Source organism: Rhodopila sp., from assembly GCF_035548235.1.
Taxonomy (GTDB): domain Bacteria; phylum Pseudomonadota; class Alphaproteobacteria; order Acetobacterales; family Acetobacteraceae; genus Rhodopila.
The window spans coordinates 1-17,351 of record NZ_DASZTJ010000223.1 but is presented as its reverse complement, the minus strand read 5'-3'; the positions used below and the strand labels follow the sequence as shown (position 1 = coordinate 17,351).

General features: G+C 64.8%; 17 protein-coding genes. 10 read left to right on the top strand and 7 right to left on the bottom strand.

Annotated elements, in window-relative coordinates; genetic code table 11:
- From VHB27_RS18655 to VHB27_RS18640, 4 genes are all read left to right on the top strand, one after another.
- Positions 1–404: hypothetical protein (locus VHB27_RS18655; protein WP_325603306.1), on the top strand; the 404-nt coding region annotated here is incomplete at its 5' end.
- Entirely contained in the window at positions 401–1,486 is a 1,086-nt protein-coding gene (locus VHB27_RS18650) for a tryptophan 7-halogenase (RefSeq protein ID WP_325603304.1), read from the top strand. The genes VHB27_RS18655 and VHB27_RS18650, both read left to right, overlap by 4 nt.
- 150 nt (positions 1,487–1,636) lie before the next feature.
- Entirely contained in the window at positions 1,637–2,512 is an 876-nt protein-coding gene (locus VHB27_RS18645) for a hypothetical protein (protein ID WP_325603302.1), read from the top strand.
- A gap of 95 nt (positions 2,513–2,607) precedes the next feature.
- Positions 2,608–4,209, top strand: coding sequence for a GMC family oxidoreductase (locus VHB27_RS18640; RefSeq protein ID WP_325603300.1), 1,602 nt, complete (start codon positions 2,608–2,610; stop codon positions 4,207–4,209).
- A gap of 190 nt (positions 4,210–4,399) precedes the next feature.
- Here VHB27_RS18640 and infC read toward each other — a convergent pair whose 3' ends face one another.
- Both infC and thrS read right to left on the bottom strand, forming a co-directional pair.
- A complete protein-coding gene (gene infC / locus VHB27_RS18635) occupies positions 4,400–4,921 on the bottom strand; it encodes a translation initiation factor IF-3 (protein WP_325603298.1) in 522 nt (173 codons plus the stop codon).
- A 118-nt stretch (positions 4,922–5,039) separates the two neighbouring features.
- Positions 5,040–6,962: a threonine--tRNA ligase gene (gene thrS, locus VHB27_RS18630; RefSeq protein WP_325603296.1), complete on the bottom strand. Its 1,923-nt coding sequence runs from the start codon at positions 6,960–6,962 to the stop codon at positions 5,040–5,042.
- Positions 6,963–7,210: 248 nt separating this feature from the next.
- Here thrS and VHB27_RS18625 point away from each other — a divergent pair, with 248 nt between their 5' ends.
- From VHB27_RS18625 to VHB27_RS18615, 3 genes are read left to right on the top strand one after another with little or no spacing between them, the layout of a single operon-like run.
- Positions 7,211–7,636, top strand: coding sequence for a hypothetical protein (locus tag VHB27_RS18625; protein WP_325603294.1), 426 nt, complete (start codon positions 7,211–7,213; stop codon positions 7,634–7,636).
- 11 nt (positions 7,637–7,647) lie between these two features.
- Positions 7,648–8,574, top strand: a complete 927-nt coding sequence (gene dapA, locus VHB27_RS18620) for a 4-hydroxy-tetrahydrodipicolinate synthase (protein WP_325603291.1) — start codon at positions 7,648–7,650, stop codon at positions 8,572–8,574.
- Positions 8,558–8,752 (top strand): hypothetical protein, encoded by a 195-nt coding sequence (locus VHB27_RS18615; RefSeq protein ID WP_325603289.1) that lies wholly within the window; start codon positions 8,558–8,560, stop codon positions 8,750–8,752. The genes dapA and VHB27_RS18615 overlap by 17 nt, the downstream gene beginning before the upstream one ends.
- A 32-nt stretch (positions 8,753–8,784) precedes the next feature.
- Here the strand turns inward: VHB27_RS18615 and VHB27_RS18610 are convergent, their stop codons facing one another.
- The 5 genes from VHB27_RS18610 to VHB27_RS18590 form a co-directional block, all read right to left on the bottom strand.
- Positions 8,785–9,270 (bottom strand): RES family NAD+ phosphorylase, encoded by a 486-nt coding sequence (locus VHB27_RS18610; protein WP_325603287.1) that lies wholly within the window; start codon positions 9,268–9,270, stop codon positions 8,785–8,787.
- Positions 9,267–9,752 (bottom strand): antitoxin Xre/MbcA/ParS toxin-binding domain-containing protein, encoded by a 486-nt coding sequence (locus VHB27_RS18605; RefSeq protein WP_325603285.1) that lies wholly within the window; start codon positions 9,750–9,752, stop codon positions 9,267–9,269. The genes VHB27_RS18610 and VHB27_RS18605 overlap by 4 nt, the downstream gene beginning before the upstream one ends.
- A gap of 140 nt (positions 9,753–9,892) precedes the next feature.
- Positions 9,893–10,891, bottom strand: a complete 999-nt coding sequence (locus tag VHB27_RS18600; RefSeq protein ID WP_325603283.1) for an amidohydrolase family protein — start codon at positions 10,889–10,891, stop codon at positions 9,893–9,895.
- A 54-nt stretch (positions 10,892–10,945) separates the two neighbouring features.
- Positions 10,946–11,281: a CcdB family protein gene (locus VHB27_RS18595; RefSeq protein ID WP_325603281.1), complete on the bottom strand. Its 336-nt coding sequence runs from the start codon at positions 11,279–11,281 to the stop codon at positions 10,946–10,948.
- Entirely contained in the window at positions 11,278–11,523 is a 246-nt protein-coding gene (locus tag VHB27_RS18590) for a type II toxin-antitoxin system CcdA family antitoxin (RefSeq protein WP_325603279.1), read from the bottom strand. Before VHB27_RS18590 ends, VHB27_RS18595 begins: the two co-directional genes overlap by 4 nt.
- Before the next feature lie 176 nt (positions 11,524–11,699).
- Between VHB27_RS18590 and VHB27_RS18585 the strand changes: the two genes are divergently transcribed.
- From VHB27_RS18585 to VHB27_RS18575, 3 genes are all read left to right on the top strand, one after another.
- Positions 11,700–13,238, top strand: coding sequence for a type I restriction-modification system subunit M (locus VHB27_RS18585; protein WP_325603277.1), 1,539 nt, complete (start codon positions 11,700–11,702; stop codon positions 13,236–13,238).
- Positions 13,235–14,407, top strand: a complete 1,173-nt coding sequence (locus tag VHB27_RS18580) for a restriction endonuclease subunit S (protein WP_325603275.1) — start codon at positions 13,235–13,237, stop codon at positions 14,405–14,407. The genes VHB27_RS18585 and VHB27_RS18580 overlap by 4 nt, the downstream gene beginning before the upstream one ends.
- A gap of 3 nt (positions 14,408–14,410) precedes the next feature.
- Positions 14,411–17,351 (top strand): DEAD/DEAH box helicase family protein (locus tag VHB27_RS18575; RefSeq protein WP_325603273.1); only part of this gene is annotated, 2,941 nt, incomplete at its 3' end.

The window sequence follows — 17,351 nt, the reverse complement described above, 5'->3', positions numbered from 1 at the left end:
CCGGCGACCTGGGCATCGATGCCCAGGCGCAGGCAGGAACGCCGGCCGGGTTTCAGGTGATGTTCACCCGCGGGATCAACACGTTCAGCCAGATGATCGATTACTGGCACTACATGGGCTTCCTGGTGAACCAGAACACGGCCCCGTACGGCGAGCAGTTCCCGTACATCGTCGAGCAGGAGCGCAACCACGCTGCCTTCGTCGCTGCCGCCGTGGCGGTGGGCGACGGCAGCAACGTGATCACCGGGGCCGACCAGAACTTCTCCAACGCCTGGTTCCTGCCGACGCCGATCCCCGCACCGGCTGCCGCGGCCATGGTCGCCGCCCCACATCCGGCGCATCGGCGTGCGGGGCAGGCCGTGGCGTTCGCTTCCTCCCGCCAGCGCGGGCGCCTCGAAGGTTGATCGCTGCTGATGTCTGCGTCATCGGCGGCGGCCCGGCCGGGGCCGCCGCCGCGCTGACATTGGCCCGCTACACCCGACACGCGGTCCTGCTGCTCGAAGCCTCCGGGTACGCAGCGTTTCGCGTGGGTGAGACGGTGTCCGCCGGGATCGTTCCACTGCTGTCCTATCTCGGCGCTGAATCCGTCCTGGCCGGAGCGGTGTCCGTGCCAGCCTATGGCACTGCCGGCGCTTGGGGCGGCGAACAGTTGATACGGCGCGATTTCATCTGGACCGGACGGGGGCAGGGGCTCCACCTGGACCGCAACCGCTTCGACGCGGCGCTGGCCGCCTGCCTGTCCCGTTTCGGCGATGCGCCACGCGTCGGCACCCTGGTCCGTGACCTGACGTGGCGGGACGGACGCTGGGTCGTCGACCTGGACGCGCCGGAGGGCCGGACGCAACTGGAAGCCCGCATCGTCGTCGACGCCACCGGACGGCCGGCCCGCATTGCCCGTCGTCTGAATGCGGAACGCGCGGTGACGGACCGGCTGGTCGGACTTGTCTGCCACCTGGACCTGCCCAAAGAGCAGGGCGAGCAGACCACGCTGGTGGAGACCGTCCCCGAAGGCTGGTGGTACACCGCCACCTTGCCGGGCGGAAAAGCCGTTGCCGCACTGATGACGGACGCCGACCTGCTGCGTGGCCTGGGTATCGGCGCCGTGGGGGACTTTCTGACGCGAATGTCGGCCACCCGGCATGTCGCCGCCCGGCTGGAAGGGGCCCGGCCCCTCGGCGAACCGCGCGCCTTTCCCGCCGAGAGCCACGTCCTGCACCCCCCCTGCGGCCCCGGCTGGATCGCCGCCGGCGATGCCGCCTGCGCGTTCGATCCATTGGCCTCCCTGGGGATCGGCTATGCCCTCGCCAGCGGAATCCAGGCCGCTCGGATCGCCGATGAGTGGCTGCGTGGCGAAGACGGCCTGGCACGTGCCTATGCCGCCGATATTGCCCGCCACGCCGGCGTTTACAGCGCGCAGGCGCGGGAAATGTATCAAGCGGAACGACGATGGCCGGACGCGCCGTTCTGGCGGCGGCGGCTGGGCTGACGCGTCCATTCGCCGCGCTGGCGATATGTTTACCGCGCAGGGCAGGGTCATTCGCTGTCAACCGGAACGCGATCCGTATACCTCCGTTTGGATGAGGTCTATCAAGCCGTGTCCTGGCAGACGGGACTTGAGCAGGTCAGGAGCGTGAGCGTGTCGATCAAGGCTGGGTCCGAAGCACATAAGGAACTGTTCTGCCGGCAGTTCATTGAAACGCACCAGTCGTTCGATCCCGAGACCTTGCCCTGGCCGGACCTCGACGCCGCTGCACTGGACCGGCTGCGCGCCGTGCCGTTCTGGCAGGAGGTCTACCACACGGAACGTCGCGCCGGCGCGATCGTCGATGCGTTCACGCCGCAGGTGACCGACCCGGTGGTGCGTGAGGCCGTCGCGCTTCAGGGGGTCGAGGAAACCCGTCACGCCAAGCTGATCCGCGTGATGATCGACCGCTATGGGCTGGACGCCACCGAACAGCCCTTGGAGACGTTTCCGGCCGACCTTGAAACCGCTTTCATCGATTTCGGCTTCGGCGAATGCCTCGACGCCTTCCTTGGCTTCGGCGCGTTCAAGACCGCCCGGCAATCCGAGTTCCTGCCGGACGCGATGTTTCAGATCTTCGATGTGCTGATGTTCGAGGAAACCCGGCACATTGTTTTCTTCATCAACTACATGGCCTGGCGGGAGAAGCAGCGCGGCCATGTCGCCCTGACGCGGGCGATGAAATCGGCATGGTTCTATGGCCGGGCCGCGCGCCGCCTGTTCGGCATGGTGCGGCGCGGACAGGACGTCAACGAAGGGCGGGATTTCGCCGTGACCGAGGTGAACATGTTCCTCGACGGCTTCAGCTTCCGCGCGTTCGTCGAGGATTGCTATCGCGAGAACGCGCGGAGAATGAGCGTCTTCGATCCGGGCCTGATGCAGCCGCGCCTGCTGCCGGCCATCGCCGACCTGGCGGTGCGCGGCCTGCGGCTTTGGGATCGGGGCCGGCCACGTGGGCGACTTTCCGATTCCTCCGCCCAATCGGGCTAGGACCGGGCAGGCCGGCAGGGCATCCCCTCGCCCCGCGATTGGACGTTCGGCCCGCTGCTCGGTTACAAAGTTCCCCAACGAAAACGGGGGAACGCATGAGCAGCCAGACCTACGACTACATCATTGTCGGCGCCGGTTCGGCGGGTTCCGTCCTGGCGAACCGGCTCAGCGCCAATCCGAAGTTCAGGGTGCTGCTGCTGGAGGCGGGGCGTGAGTCCCATCCATGGTCCCGCATCCCGGTCGGCTTCGCCAAGCTCATCACCAATCCGGCCGCGAACTGGCTTTATGCGTCCGAACCGGAGCCGAACACGGGCAATCGCCGCATTCCGATCCCGCGCGGCAAGCTGCTGGGCGGGTCGTCGTCCATCAACGGCATGGTCTTCGTCCGGGGTCAGTCGCAGGACTACGACATCTGGGCGCAGCTTGGGAATCGCGGCTGGAGCTACCGGGACGTGCTGCCGGTCTTCCGTGACATGGAGAGCTATAACGGCCACGGCGACGAAGACTATCGCGGCCGTAACGGTCCGCTGAAGGTCAGCGAGAATACCGAGACCGGGCCGCTGTATGATGCGCTGATCAAGGCCGCCGGGCAGTGCGGGATCGAGTACACGCGCGACTACAACGGCGCGAAGCAGGACGGGATCGGCATGACCCAGGCGACGATCCGCAACGGCCGCCGGCAGAGCACCGCCGTCTGCTACCTCGATCCCGCGCGGTCCCGGCCGAACCTGACCATCCAGGCCAACGCCCTGACCGAGCAGCTTGTGCTGGAAGGGAAACGATGCGCGGGCGTGCGCTATACGGTGAATGGCGAGACGCGGGAGGCGCGCGCCGGACGCGAGGTCATCGTCAGCACCGGGTCGATCAACTCGCCGCAATTGCTGGAACTGTCGGGCATCGGGCAACCGGCGCTGCTGCAATCGCTGGGGATCGAGGTGAAGCATGAGCTGAAGGGCGTCGGCGAGAACCTGCGGGACCATTTCTATCCCAGGATGAAATGGCTGGTCCCCGAATCGCTGCGGCTGACCTACAACGTCAAGGCTCGGGGTCTGGGCATGGTCTGGCAGGCGTTCCGGTATGCCGTGTCCCATCGTGGCCTGCTGAGCCTGCCGGCCTCCCCGATACGCGCCTATGTGCGGACGCGGCCGGGGCTGGACGCGCCGGACGCGGGGATCACATGGATGCCGTTCCTGTCGAACCCGGATTTCACCCTGTCGAAGACGTCGGGGATCCTGGCGATCATGGGAATCCTGCGGTCGGAGAGCACCGGCAGCATCCATGTCTCCTCCAAGTCGCCACGCCAGCCGCCGGCGGTGCGATTCAATTTCCTCAGTGCCCAGCTTGATCGGGACGTGACCTTGGCGGCAATGCGGATCGCGCGGCAGGTCGCGGCGGCGCCGGCCCTGAGCGGGATCGTTACCGACGAAATCGCGCCGGGGATCAACCTGCAGGCGGATGACGAGCTGCTGGACTGGGTACGTAACAATGCCGAGACGACATATCATCCGGTCGGCACGTGCAAGATGGGTCGCGATCCGATGGCGGTGGTGGATGACCAGTTGCGGGTGCACGGGCTGGAGGGGCTGCGGGTCGCCGATGCATCGATCATGCCGACGCTGACATCGGGAAACACCAACGCGCCCAGCATCATGATCGGAGAGAAGGCGTCGCGGCTGGTGCTGGAGGCGGCGGGGTAGGCCGCGCCGCGGCTTTTACCGTCATGGCGGCCGGAAGGCCGCCATCCACGCCTTGCGGTGGTTTTTGATCAAAGGGTCAGGCAAGGATGGCGGGCGTGGCTCGCCATGACGACACCGTGACCGCTGTCAAAATTTCTTGCCGCGCCTACGGACCAACTCCGTCCATGGCAGGGTGTGGTGGCCGCCGCCGCTAACGCGGCGACAGCACCATGACCATCTGGCGGTTTTCCATCCGCGGCATCTGCTCGACCTTGGACGTTGCGTCCATTTCCGCGCGGATGCGTTCCAGCACGCGCACGCCGATATCCTGGTGGGCCATTTCGCGGCCCCGGAAGCGAAGCGTGACTTTGACCTTGTCGCCTTCCTCGATGAACGACTTCATGGCGCGCATTTTCACCTGATAGTCGTTTTCGTCGATGTTCGGGCGGACTTTGATCTCTTTGATCTCGATCACCTTCTGCTTTTTCTTGGCTTCGTTCTTTTTCTTCTGCTGTTCGTATTTGAACTTGCCGAAGTCGAGAATCTTGCAGACCGGCGGATCGGCGTTCGGGCTGATCTCCACAAGGTCGAGCCCGACCTGGTAGGCGCGCATCATCGCCTCACGGGCGGACATCACCCCCTGCATTTCCCCGTCCTGGTCGATCAAGCGTACCTGGGGAATGCGGATTTCTTCGTTCACGCGTGGGCCCTCGCGATTGGGCGGGGCAGTCATAGGTCCTCTGGCTATCGTTGTCTCCTGTGTCTGTTTCGGAAGTCATCCGACGGATGGCCGACATCCGCCGGATTGCCATTGTGCGCTCAAAACCCGCCTAAAATCAAGCCATCCTGCCTTACAAGAGGTCGGGCGGAGTCGCTTCCTTGCCTAGCTGGGCAATCACCGCGTCCAGTGCAAGCACCTCCTGCGCCTGGCTGCCCAGGCGCCGCAGCGCGACGGTACGGGTTTCCGCCTCTTTGCGGCCCACGACGGCCAGCACCGGGACGTGCGCCAGGCTGTGCTCCCGCACCTTGGCGTTGATCTTCTGGTTGGTCAGGTCGGTCTGGACCGACAGGCCGGCCTTGGCCAGCGCCGCCGCGACCTCCCGCGCGTAGTCGTCGGCGTCGGACACGATCGTCGCCACCACCGCCTGCACCGGGGCGAGCCAGAGCGGGAACCGGCCGGCATATTGCTCGATCAGGATGCCCAGGAACCGCTCGAAACTGCCCAGGATCGCGCGATGCAGCATCACCGGGCGATGCCGAGCGCCGTCTTCGCCGACATATTCGGCGTCGAGGCGTTCGGGCATGTTGAAGTCGACCTGCAGCGTGCCGCATTGCCAGTCGCGGCCGATCGCGTCGCGCAGCACGAACTCCAGCTTCGGGCCGTAGAACGCGCCCTCGCCGGGGTTCAGCTCCGTTTCCACGCCGGCGGTCCGGCAGGCTTCGCGCAGCGCGCCTTCGGCCTTGTCCCAGATCTCGTCGCTGCCGGTACGGGCTTCGGGGCGGTCGCTGAACTTGATGCGGAATTCGGGGAAGCCGAAATCGCGGTAGATCGACGACAGCAATTGGACGAAGCGAACCGTTTCGGGGGCGATCTGGTCCTGCGTGCAGAAGATATGCGCATCGTCCTGCGTGAAGGCGCGCACGCGCATGATGCCGTGCAGCGCGCCGGACGGTTCGTAGCGATGGCACGACCCGAACTCCGCCATGCGCAGCGGCAGTTCGCGATAGGAACGCAGGCTGTTGCGGAAGATCTGCACATGGCAGGGGCAATTCATCGGCTTCAGCGCAAGGAATTTGTCTTCCTCCTCCACCTGCGCGATGAACATGTTCTGCCGGTAGTTCTCCCAATGGCCGGATTTTTCCCACAGCGACCGGTCGACGAGCTGCGGCGTCTTCACCTCCTGATAGCCGGCGGCGTCCAGGCGGCGGCGCATATAGGCCTCGACCGTGCGGTATAGTTTCCAGCCCTTGGGGTGCCAGAAGATGCTGCCGACGGCCTCTTCCTGGATATGGAACAGGTCCATTTCCTTGCCGATCCGGCGATGGTCGCGCTTTTCCGCCTCTTCCAACTGGTGGAGATACGCGTCCAGCTCCTTCTGGTCGCGCCAGGCGGTGCCGTAGATGCGCGACAGCATGGCGTTGCGGTGATCGCCGCGCCAATAGGCGCCGGCGACCTTCATCAGCTTGAACGCCGGTCCGACATCGGCGGTGGAGCGCATATGCGGGCCGCGGCACAGATCGACCCAATCGCCCTGTGAGTAGAGGCTGATCGTTTCGGTCGTGGGAAGGTCCTGGATAAGCTGCGCCTTGTACTTCTCGCCCTTTGCCTGGAAGAAGGCGATGGCCTCGTCACGGTCCATCACGCTGCGCACGAAGGGCGCGCCGCGGGCGACGATCTCGCGCATCTTCGCTTCGATCGCCGGAAAGTCGTCGGGCGTGAACGGGTCGTTCCGTGCAAAGTCGTAATAGAATCCGTTTTCGATCGCCGGACCGATGGTGACCTGCGTGCCGGGGTACAGGTCCTGCACCGCCTCGGCCAGCACATGGGCGGCATCGTGGCGGATCATCTCCAGCGCCTCGGCGTCCTTGCGCGTGAGGAAGACGATGCTGGCGTCGTGCTCGATCGGCGTTGCCAGGTCGACCAGCTTGCCGTCCAGCTTCATGGCCAGCGCCGCGCGCGCCAGCCCCGGCCCGATCGCCGCCGCCACATCGGTGCCGGTGACGGGCGCGTCGAACGAGCGTTCGGAGCCGTCGGGCAATGTGATGACAGGCATGTGGCAGATATCCTTGGGTTGAACCGGGCGCCTTCTATGGCCGTTCCGGGCGGCCCGAGGCAAGGGCGTCGCGCCGCCCGGCCCGTTTTTATATCGCGCGGTCCCGACCCTCATCGATTTTATATGCCGCTGCCAGCACCTTTCGGGACCGTGAGCCAAGCACGCGACGGGAACTGGAGGAACGTCGCGCACTGACCGCCGGAGCACGCTGCTCCGCCCCTGGTTCCGCATCCTCGAAGAGAGACGTCATGGCCGTGAAAGCCCTGAAAGTTCAGCTTGTTCCGCCGTTACCCGACGCCGGGGCGCAAATCCTCGGCCATGCCGGCCCGCTGGCCGGCGTTCGAGCGCTGCTCAGCGCTCGGGACGTGGAGGTGCTCTGTGCACTGATCCGGAGCGGGTGCCGGGCGGTGACCTGCCTGAAACCCGGCAGCAAGGCCGACCGGTCCGATTACGACCTCGTGCTGATCTCCGATACCGGCGCATCGCCGGATGACGCGATCCGCCTGGCGCATCAGGCGCTGGCGCCGACCGGCCGCATCGTCCTGGGCGTCGCCGCGCACAAGGCCCTGGCGCTGACCCGCCGGTTGCGACTGAACGGTTTCAGAACGATCCGGACCACGGCCTTGCCGGGTCTGGCGGTCGTTCAAGCCGACGGCCCAGGGAGGGCGGCATGACGGAGGGTGGCATGACGAAGGGTGGCAAGACCCTGGCCCTGCACGGCTCCCTGGCCGCCCTGCCGACACCCTTCCGCGGCGGCGAGATCGATACCGAGGCCTTCGCCGGCCTCTGCGAGCGCCATCTGGCGCGCGGCACCACCGGCCTGGTCATCTGCGGCAGCACCGGGGAGGCCCCGGCGCTGCGGCCGGAGGAGCAGGCAGACCTGGTGGCTCTGGCCGTTGGCATCGCCCGCCGACGGGCGCCCGTCATCGCCGGTTGCGGCGCACCCTGCACCGAGTCCGCCCTCGTCATCGCAAGGCTCGCCGCCCGGGTCCGCGCCGATGCGCTGCTATGCGCACCCACGCCTTATGTGAAACCGTCACAGGACGGGATCGCGGCGCATGTCCGCACCCTGGCGGTGGCGTCGGGATTGCCGGTCATCCTGTATGACGTTCCCGGACGCACCGGCGTTTCCGTTCGCGATGAAACGATCGCTGCATTGTTCGAGCACGGGGTAATCGTCGGCGTGAAGGACGCGACGGCCGATCTGGCGCGTCCGCCGCGGCTGCGGGCGCTATGCGGCGACGGCCTGGCGCAACTGAGCGGCGACGACGCCACCGCGGCGGCCTATCGTGCGGCGGGCGGGCATGGCTGCATCTCGGTCACCGCCAACCTGACGCCGGCCCTGTGCGCGGCGCTGCATACGGCCTGGGACCGGGGCGACCTGGTGCGGTTCGCGGACTTGCGCGACCGGCTGGCACCGCTGCATGACGCGCTGTTCGCCGAGAGCAACCCGGTGCCGCTGAAAGCGGGGCTGGAACTGCTGGACCTCTGCACCGCCGATGTGCGGCTGCCGCTGACCAGAGCGTCGGAGGCGACACGCTGGCGGCTGGAACGTCTGCTGGGCCGGCTGGCGACGCGGGAGGAGGCGGGGATCGATGCCCTACAGTCCTGACGCCATCCTGCACTACGGCATGATGCTTCGCCTGGCCTTGCTGCTGGGCCTCTGGGTGTTCGGCTTGGGCGTGGCCGTCCTGGTCCGGGGGACTCGCAATCAGATACGAAGGGCCGTTGCCCGTCACGACGGGGCAGGGACCATGACGGGGTTGCCGGCCAGCTTGAAGCGCCAATGAGTCGCTTGAGGGGCGCGGGGTGGCGTCAATGTTCAGATGGGCTTGGCCAACCTCGGATCGTACAGCCATTTCCGCCGCTTGGCGGCGGTGATCCGCGCGCTGTCGGGATGCGCGGGGTTCATCAGGATGGTCCGTTCCTCCGGCACGATCACGGATGGGACCATCAGCAGGACGGACCGTCCCGAACGGATCCAGGCCGTGCCCGATTGGATGCTCACCCGGCCGGCGGGTTCGGCGTCCCATCCGACATCCAGGCTGTCGGTCGTCTCAACCTGCGCATCGGACCAGATTTCGTCCGGGATCGTGATCTCCACCAGGTAGCGGTTGAAGGGCAGGCCGCCGGCGTTGAGATGGACGATCGTTTCCAGGCAGGCGAGCGCGCGGGTTTCCGACGCGTAGACGACCGGGATGCCGGCTTCGTTCCAACGGCCGCCGGTCGCCTTCGCGCCCGCACCCGAGAGATCGTCCGCCTGGTAGGTCGCGGTATCGGTCGCGATCCGCCAGACCGTCCGGCTCACGCGTAGGCGCCGCTCTGCAGCTTCGCGAGCGCGGAGGCGACCAGGCCCTGGCCCTCCATGGTGTCGATCAGGTCGGCGGGGCGCACGCCCCCGAACGCGGGCAGGGGCTCCGTCAGCCATCGCGCCATCCAGGCGCGGGCGTCGAAGCCGTCCGGTTCGCCGGATTCCTCGATCATCGCCTCCAATTGGCCGACCAGCCTGGCAAAGCCGATGACCCGCTCGCTTTCCTCGGCCGTCAGCACATCGCCCGTCTTCGCCTTCTTGTTGACGGTGGCCGTGGAGAGGTTCAGCGCCTTGAACCCGGCGCCCTGTCCAATCTGCAGGTCGGCGAGCAGGCGCTTCACCTCCGCGGCCGGCACGCCTTTCTTGATCAGGGCAATGCGCTCAAGCGAGGAGGCCCGATACACGTTCAGATACGAAAACGCCGGGGCTTTGTCCTTGGTCCTTTGGGGTACGTGACGTGAGGCTTGTGAGTGGGACACAGGAATTGCTCCTTTGAGGAATTTATATGCTCAAATGAGCACCAATGCAAGCCCAAGCACGACGGGCCATCAATTGGCCAGCGCCCAAGGGGAACGACCAAGGGGAACGACCAAGGGGAACGACCAGGGGGGAACAACAGTCACGGCGCCAGCCGCATCAGCGCATCGGCGTTGCCATGCGCGATCTTGGCCTTGTCCGCCGGCGACACCGGCAACCCGTCCAGGAATGCGCGGGCCCGAGCGTTGGAGGCAAACGGGTAGTCGACGGAGAACATGAGACGGTCGACGCCGAACGTCATCAGCGCGGCCATGAACGGCACTGGGGTGAAGAACCCGCTGGTGGTGATCCACACCTGCTCCGTCAGCGCCTGCCGCAGCGAACGCTTGAGTTCCGTTTTCGCGGTCGCCGCCGTGGTTTCGTCGATGCGGTCGAGCATGAAGGGCAGCGCCTCCCCGCAGTGGCCGATGACGATCTTCAGCCCGGGGTGCCGGTCGAGCGCGCCGGACAGCGCGAGGCGCAGCGTGTGGATCGCCGTCTCGGCGTGCCAGCCCCAGGCGGACAGCGCCAGGGTGAAGCTGAAATTGCCGGGCAGCCCGTCGAAATACGCCGCTCGGACCGCATGGGAGGGAATGCCGGGATGGATGTAGATCGGGACGTCCAGCGCCTCGGCTTCCGCGAGCACGGGGTCGAAGCGAGGATCGTCCAGGAACAACCCGTCGGTGGGACCGTTCACCAGCGCGCCGACGAAGCCCAGGTCGCGGACGGTGCGGCGCAATTCCTCGGCAGCGGCATCGGGGTCGAGCAGCGGCAGGTGGGCGAAGCCCCTGTACCGCGCCGGGTAGCGTGCGCACGCCTCCGCCAACGCGTCGTTATACGCGCGGCCCAGGTCGATGCCGGGCTGGCCGGGCACCAGGTCGGCGCCGGGGCCGGCGACGGACAGGACCTGCACGGTGATGCCGGATTGGTCCATGTCCGCGATGCGCGCCGGGCCGAGGTCGGCGAGTTCGTTCTTCTTGATGGTCTGCGCCCAGCGAAAGGACGGGTCGGTGGGGAAGCCGCGGGCGGCGACGGCGGCTTCCGGAACGCGGCCGGCGATGGCGGGGACGGTGTAGTGTTCTTCCAGGGCGACGATGCGCATGGGTGGGACCTCCCGTTGCATTGGGCGGAAGGGTCGCAGGTCGTGACGAGCGTCTCAATAGGGCTTCAGGACAGCATCCAGGGCATCCTGGATGCGGCGTTTCGCATCCTCGTCGTCGGCGAAGGACGTGATGAACTCACCAAGCCGGCTTACGCCCAAGGTCGCCAGGTCGAACGGATTAAGGACATAGCCTTCACCCTGCACCGTTAGCAGCGGCGCGATGCGAGGATGATCGCGCCCCAGTTGAGGCAGGGCATCGGGTCGGATCAAGGGCGCCACCAACCGCGTCGGCATGCGAGCAAAATCGTTCGCCTGCAGGATCAGCACGAGAGGACGGGCGGCGCTGCGGGTAGGTGACCGGTGGACGCTGAACTGCGCCGCAGGGGTCACTTCTCCTGCAACTCTTCCGAGAGGCTTCCGTGCTCCTCATATAGCGCCGTGAAGGCTACGATAGCCCGTTCCGTGCGGCGTTTTTCAGCGTCGGCGGCGGCTTCGCGGCGTTCCAGGTCGGCGGCCAGCAGCGTCTCCACATACACTGAAAGGTTGCCCACCTCGGTTCGACAGCGCTCGATCAGATCGGCGTTCAGGGTGAGATTGACCGCCAGTTTCGGCGCCGCGTGGTCGTAGCCCATGCGGAATTCCTCTCGCGCGAATATGCGCAACATAAGGGCCTACGAGCAGTTCGGCAACGCCGCGCTTGTGTCCACCCCCATCGGGTTGTCTGGTCAGAGCGGCGATGTCGGGGCAAAACTCCCTGCGGCGGCGGGATGGCTCTGCCAGACCGATCCGCAGCGTATCAGGGGGAATGATGGTTACAGGTGAACTTCGCAACCAGATCGACCGGATCTGGGACAGTTTCTGGACGGGCGGCATCTCCAACCCGCTGGAGGTCATCGAGCAGATCACCTACCTGCTGTTCATCCGGCGCCTGGACGAGTTGGAAACACTGGAGGAAAGCAAATCCCGCCGGACCAGGAAGCCCATGGCGCGGCGTATTTTTCCGGACGGCGCCGACCCGAAGGACCGTCCCTATCGGGACCTGCGTTGGTCGCGGTTCAAAAACTTCGCCCCTCGGGACATGTTCACGGTCGTCGCCGAACACGTCTTCCCGTTCCTGCGGACGCTGGGTGGCGACGGTTCCACCTATTCCCACCACATGCGGGACGCGCGTTTCACCATCCCGACGGCGGCCTTGCTGGCGCGGGTGGTGGACATGCTGGACGCCGTCCCGATGGAGGACGCCGACACCAAAGGTGACATCTACGAATACATGCTCGGCAAGATCGCGACCGCCGGGCAGAACGGGCAGTTCCGCACGCCTCGGCACATCATCCGCCTGATGGTGGAAATGATGGCGCCGACGCCGCGCGACATCATCGTCGACCCGGCCTGCGGCACCTGCGGGTTCCTGGTTGCGGCTGGGGAGTATATCCAGCGCAACCACGGCCGGGCGCTGTATGACGACAAGGCACGGGAGCATTTCCATCATCACATGTTCCACGGCTTCGACTTCGACGGCACCATGCTGCGGATCGGCAGCATGAACATGCTGCTGCACGGCGTGGAGAACCCCGATGTGCGCTATCGCGACAGCCTGGCGCAGGACCATGCGGACGACGCCGATCGTTACTCGCTGGTACTGGCCAATCCACCCTTCGCGGGCAGCTTGGATGCGGAGTCGGTCGCCAAGGACCTGACCGCGATCGTCAAGACGAAGAAGACCGAGCTGCTGTTCCTGGCGCTGTTTTTGCGGTTGCTGAAGCCGGGCGGGCGCGCGGCGGTGATCGTGCCGGATGGCGTGCTGTTCGGGTCCTCGAAGGCGCATAAGGAACTGCGCCGCATGCTGGTGGAGGATCACAAGCTGGATGGCGTGGTCAGCCTGCCAGCCGGCGTGTTCCGGCCTTATGCCGGAGTGTCGTGCGCCATTCTGCTGTTCACCCGCACCGATAGCGGCGGCACGGATGGCGTGTGGTTCTACGATATGCAGGCGGATGGCTGGAGCCTGGACGACAAGCGCTCGCCCTTGCTGCCGGAGGCGAAGCTGGGCCCCGTGCCGGCGGAGGCGCTGACCGAGGCCGAGGCGGCAAAGAACGACCTGCCAGACGCGCTCGCCCGCTGGCGCGCTCGGGATGGGGCGGAGAAGCAGCGGCCTCGGACGGCGCGGAGTTTCGTGGTGCCGAAGGCGGAGATCGCGGCTTCCGGTTGGGATTTGTCGCTGAACCGATACAAGGAGGTGGTGCGGGAGGAGACAGTGCATCGGTCTCCGCGGGAGATTTTGGCGGAGTTGCGGGGATTGGAGAGAGAGATTGCCGAGGGGATGGCGCGGTTGGAGAGGATGCTGGGGTGAGGTGGCCTAAGGTTCCAGTGGGCGAACTCGTCTATATCCAAGGTGGAGGAACCCCGAGCAAGGCTAATGAAGCTTTTTTCTCGGGCACCATTCCTTGGGTTACTCCCAAGGACATGAAATCATGGTTTATATTCGATAGCGAGATGCACATTACCAGTTCAGCAATTGAACAGAGCGCGGCGAAGATGATCGACGCGTCCAGCGTACTCCTCGTTGTTCGCTCCGGAATACTGAAGCACACGTTGCCGGTCGCAATTAACACTGTCCCAATCGCCATCAACCAAGATATGAAAGCCCTTACATGCAAGGGCAGAATAGATCCGCATTATCTCGCACGAATACTCAAGTCCAGTGAAGGCGAGATTTTAACATGGACCCGAGCGACAACTGCTGACAATTTCCCAATTGAAAGACTTCGATCGCTCGAAATACCACTTCCGCCGCTTTCCGAACAACGCCGCATCGCCGCCACCCTCGACGAGGCCGACGCGTTGCGGGCAAAGCGGCGGGCGGCACTGGCGAAGCTCGATGAAATGGCGCAGGCGATCTTCGTGGAAATGTTTGGGTCACTACAAAATCCACGTATCACAATGAACACTAGGTCTTTTGGTAGTTTTGCTGACATCAAGCTCGGGAAGATGTTGGATAAGAAACGTCAGCTCGGTCAACCAAAGTTTCTATATCTGAGAAACGCAAATGTCAGATGGTTTGATTTCCAGCTAGATGACTTATATCAAATGGAATTTTCGGCTGAAGAGCGGAGTCAGTATAGCCTCGCTAGGGGAGACATATTGATTTGTGAGGGCGGAGAGCCCGGACGGGCTGCAATATGGAAGGGCCAAGTAGCTAACTGCTATTATCAGAAAGCGCTTCACCGAGTAAGGTTGGATCCAGAATTAGCGATTCCTGAAAATATCGTATGGGTTATGTGGCTCCTAGCAAAAGACTCCGGCTTGAAAGATCATGTGACTATCTCTACTATCGCACATCTTACGAAAGAGAAGCTCGAGCGGCTCACTATCCCATTGCCTACCCTCAACGAACAACGGATGTTCGCGCGGAGAATTGCGGATTTGGAGAAAATCAAAACGTCGTTGAATCGGGCCTGTGACGGTCTCGACTTCCTCTTCGCCTCCCTCCAACACCGCGCCTTCCGAGGAGAACTCTAACCCATGTCCCAGTTCGGCTTCCTCACCCAAGAGTGGCCGAACCTGCACGCCGCCGCCGTCCGTGCCGAAACCCTCGCCACCGGCGACCCTCGCGCCGCCGCCTTCTACGCCCGCCGCTTCCTGGAACTCGCCGTCGCCTGGCTCTATCAGGCCGATAAGCGCCTCGACCGACCCTATAAAGACAACCTCGCCGCCCTGATCGACGAGCCCAGCTTCCGCCGCGTCGCCGGCCAGGCCATCTATTACAAGGCCGTTTACATCAAGGACGCCGGCAACCGCGCCGTCCACAGCAACAAGCCGGTCAGCGACCAGGATGCCAGAGCGGTCCTGCAAGAAGTCTTCCACCTCGCCTTCTGGCTGGTCCGCACCTACGCCAAAGGTCCCAAGCCGCCGGACAGCCTAAGCTTCGATCCGGCCAAACTGCCGCCGCCCGCCGCCGCGGTCGCGAAACAATCCCTCGCGCAGGTGCGGACACTCGCGGCCGACCTCCAGGCCAGGGACGAGGCGCTCCGTCAGGCGCAGGCGACGAACGCCGGCCTCGACGCCCAGATCAAAGCGCTACAGCAACAAGTCGCCGAAGCCGTCGCCGCCAACACCGCAAAACCCGACACGCACGACTATCACGAGGCCGCCACCCGCGACCTGTTCATCGACAAGCTGCTGCGGGAGGCCGGCTGGGACCCGAACGCGCCGAACACAACCGAGTACGCCGTCACCGGCATGCCAAGCCCGACCGGGCAGGGCCGCGCCGACTACGTGCTGTGGGGTTCGGATGGCAAGCCGCTCGCGGTGATCGAGGCGAAGGCAACCCGCCACAGCGCAGCCAAGGGCCAGCAGCAGGCAGTGCTCTACACCGACTGCCTCCAGCAGATGCACGGCCAGCGCCCGGTGATCTTCACCACCAACGGCTACCAGCACTGGATCTGGGACGACACCGCCTATCCGCCGCGGGAGGTCCAAGGCTTCTATCGCCGCGATGAACTGGAATTGCTGATCCAGCGCCGCGCCACGCGCCGTAAGCTGGCGGACGCCGAGATCAAGCCCGAGATCGTCGAGCGCTATTACCAGATCCGCGCCATCCGCCGCATCGGCGAGGCGTTCGAGACCGAGCAGCGGCGTAAGGCGCTGGTGGTGATGGCAACGGGGGCGGGGAAGACCCGCACGGTGATCGCGCTGTGCGACCTGCTGATGCGCTGCAACTGGGCCAAGCGCATCCTGTTCCTGGCCGACCGCACCGCCCTGGTGAAGCAGGCGGTGAATGCGTTCAAGAAGCACTTGCCCGATGCCGCGCCGGTCAATCTGCTGGAGGATAAGGCCGCGACCGGTCGCGTCTATGTCTCCACCTATCCCACCATGATCTCCCTGATCGAGGACTCGACGGAAAGCGGGCGCCGCTTTGGTCCCGGTCATTTCGACCTCGTGATCGTGGATGAGGCGCACCGGTCCATCTACCGCCGCTACGGCGCGATCTTCCGCTGGTTCGACAGCCTGCTGGTCGGCTTGACCGCCACGCCGAAGGACGAGATCGACCGCAACACCTACCGGCTGTTCGACCTCGATAGCGGCCTGCCGACCGACGCCTATGCGTTGGAGGACGCGGTCAACGACAAGTTCCTGGTGCCGATGCGCGCCGTATCAGTGCCGTTGCAGTTCCAGCGGCAGGGCATTCGTTACGATGACCTGTCCGACGAGGAAAAAGAACAATGGGACGAGGCGGAATGGGATCCAGAGGATGGTCCGCCCAACCGGGTCGAGGCCGATGCGGTCAACCAGTGGCTATTCAACAAGGACACTGTCGATAAGGTGCTGCAGCACCTGATGACACACGGACTCAAAGTCGATGGCGGCGACAGGCTCGGGAAGACAATCGTCTTTGCCCGCAACCATAAGCACGCCGAGTTCATCCAGCAGCGTTTCGATGCCAACTATCCGCATCTGGCAGGTCATTTCGCGCGGGTCATCGATAATACTGTGGATTATGCGCAGACACTGATCGACTGGTTCTCGATCCCGGACAAAGCACCGCATATCGCCATCAGCGTCGACATGATGGACACCGGCATCGACGTGCCGGAGGTGTCGAACCTCGTCTTTTTCAAGCTGGTGCGGTCCAAGACCAAGTTCTGGCAGATGATCGGCCGCGGCACGCGCCTGTGCCCCGACCTGTTCGGGCCGGGGGAGGACAAGCAGTTCTTCTACGTCTTCGATTTCTGCCAGAACCTGGAATACTTCAACAACGACGCGCCGCGGATCGAAGCTGGGGTCGCCGATAGCCTTGCCACCCGGCTGTTTCGCCTGCGGTTGGATGTGATGAACGCCATCGACTCACGCGCCGCCTCGGGCTCGTCGGATGAACGGGAAGCGGACCTGCGCCAGGACATCACCGCCCTGCTGCGAAGCGAGGTTGCGGCAATGAACACCGACAACTTCCTGGTCCGCCCGCATCGGCGCCTGGTCGAGACCTTTTCCAAACCGGAGGCGTGGGAGGCACCCAGCATTCAGGACCGCGACGCGCTGTCATCCGAACTCGCCGGCCTTCCCGCCGCATTGCCTCCCGAAAAGCTGGAGGCTCGGCAATTCGATTTTCTGATGTTGAACCTGCAGCTCAGCGTCGTGACAGCGCATCCCGGCTTCGAGAAGCGCCGGGACGACGTGATCGAACTCGCCGGCCTGCTGGCTGAGAACAAGACGATCCCAGCCATCGCGCGTGAAATGGAGCTGATCCTGGCGGTCCAGTCGTCGGCGTGGTGGCAGGATGTTTCGGTGGCGGAGCTTGAGCAGGTGCGGCGCCGGCTGCGCGGCCTGGTGCACCTGATCGAGCGGAAGAAGCGGGCCGCGATCTATACCGATTTCCGCGACAGCATCGGTGATGGTTCGGAGATCGTCTTTCAGAAGTTCGTCTCCGCCGATGCGTTCGAGAAATTCCGTGAGAAGGCACGCCATT

What these genes read in the sequence shown, in the direction of transcription:
- VHB27_RS18640 (WP_325603300.1), top strand. Translation starts at nt 2,608, where the DNA reads ATGAGCAGCCAGACCTACGACTACATCATTGTCGGCGCCGGTTCGGCG.
- VHB27_RS18585 (WP_325603277.1), top strand. Translation starts at nt 11,700, where the DNA reads ATGGTTACAGGTGAACTTCGCAACCAGATCGACCGGATCTGGGACAGT.
- VHB27_RS18600 (WP_325603283.1), bottom strand. Translation starts at nt 10,891, where the DNA reads ATGCGCATCGTCGCCCTGGAAGAACACTACACCGTCCCCGCCATCGCC.
- thrS (WP_325603296.1), bottom strand. Translation starts at nt 6,962, where the DNA reads ATGCCTGTCATCACATTGCCCGACGGCTCCGAACGCTCGTTCGACGCG.
- VHB27_RS18615 (WP_325603289.1), top strand. Translation starts at nt 8,558, where the DNA reads ATGCCCTACAGTCCTGACGCCATCCTGCACTACGGCATGATGCTTCGC.
- VHB27_RS18590 (WP_325603279.1), bottom strand. Translation starts at nt 11,523, where the DNA reads ATGGGCTACGACCACGCGGCGCCGAAACTGGCGGTCAATCTCACCCTG.
- VHB27_RS18625 (WP_325603294.1), top strand. Translation starts at nt 7,211, where the DNA reads ATGGCCGTGAAAGCCCTGAAAGTTCAGCTTGTTCCGCCGTTACCCGAC.
- infC (WP_325603298.1), bottom strand. Translation starts at nt 4,921, where the DNA reads ATGACTGCCCCGCCCAATCGCGAGGGCCCACGCGTGAACGAAGAAATC.
- dapA (WP_325603291.1), top strand. Translation starts at nt 7,648, where the DNA reads ATGACGAAGGGTGGCAAGACCCTGGCCCTGCACGGCTCCCTGGCCGCC.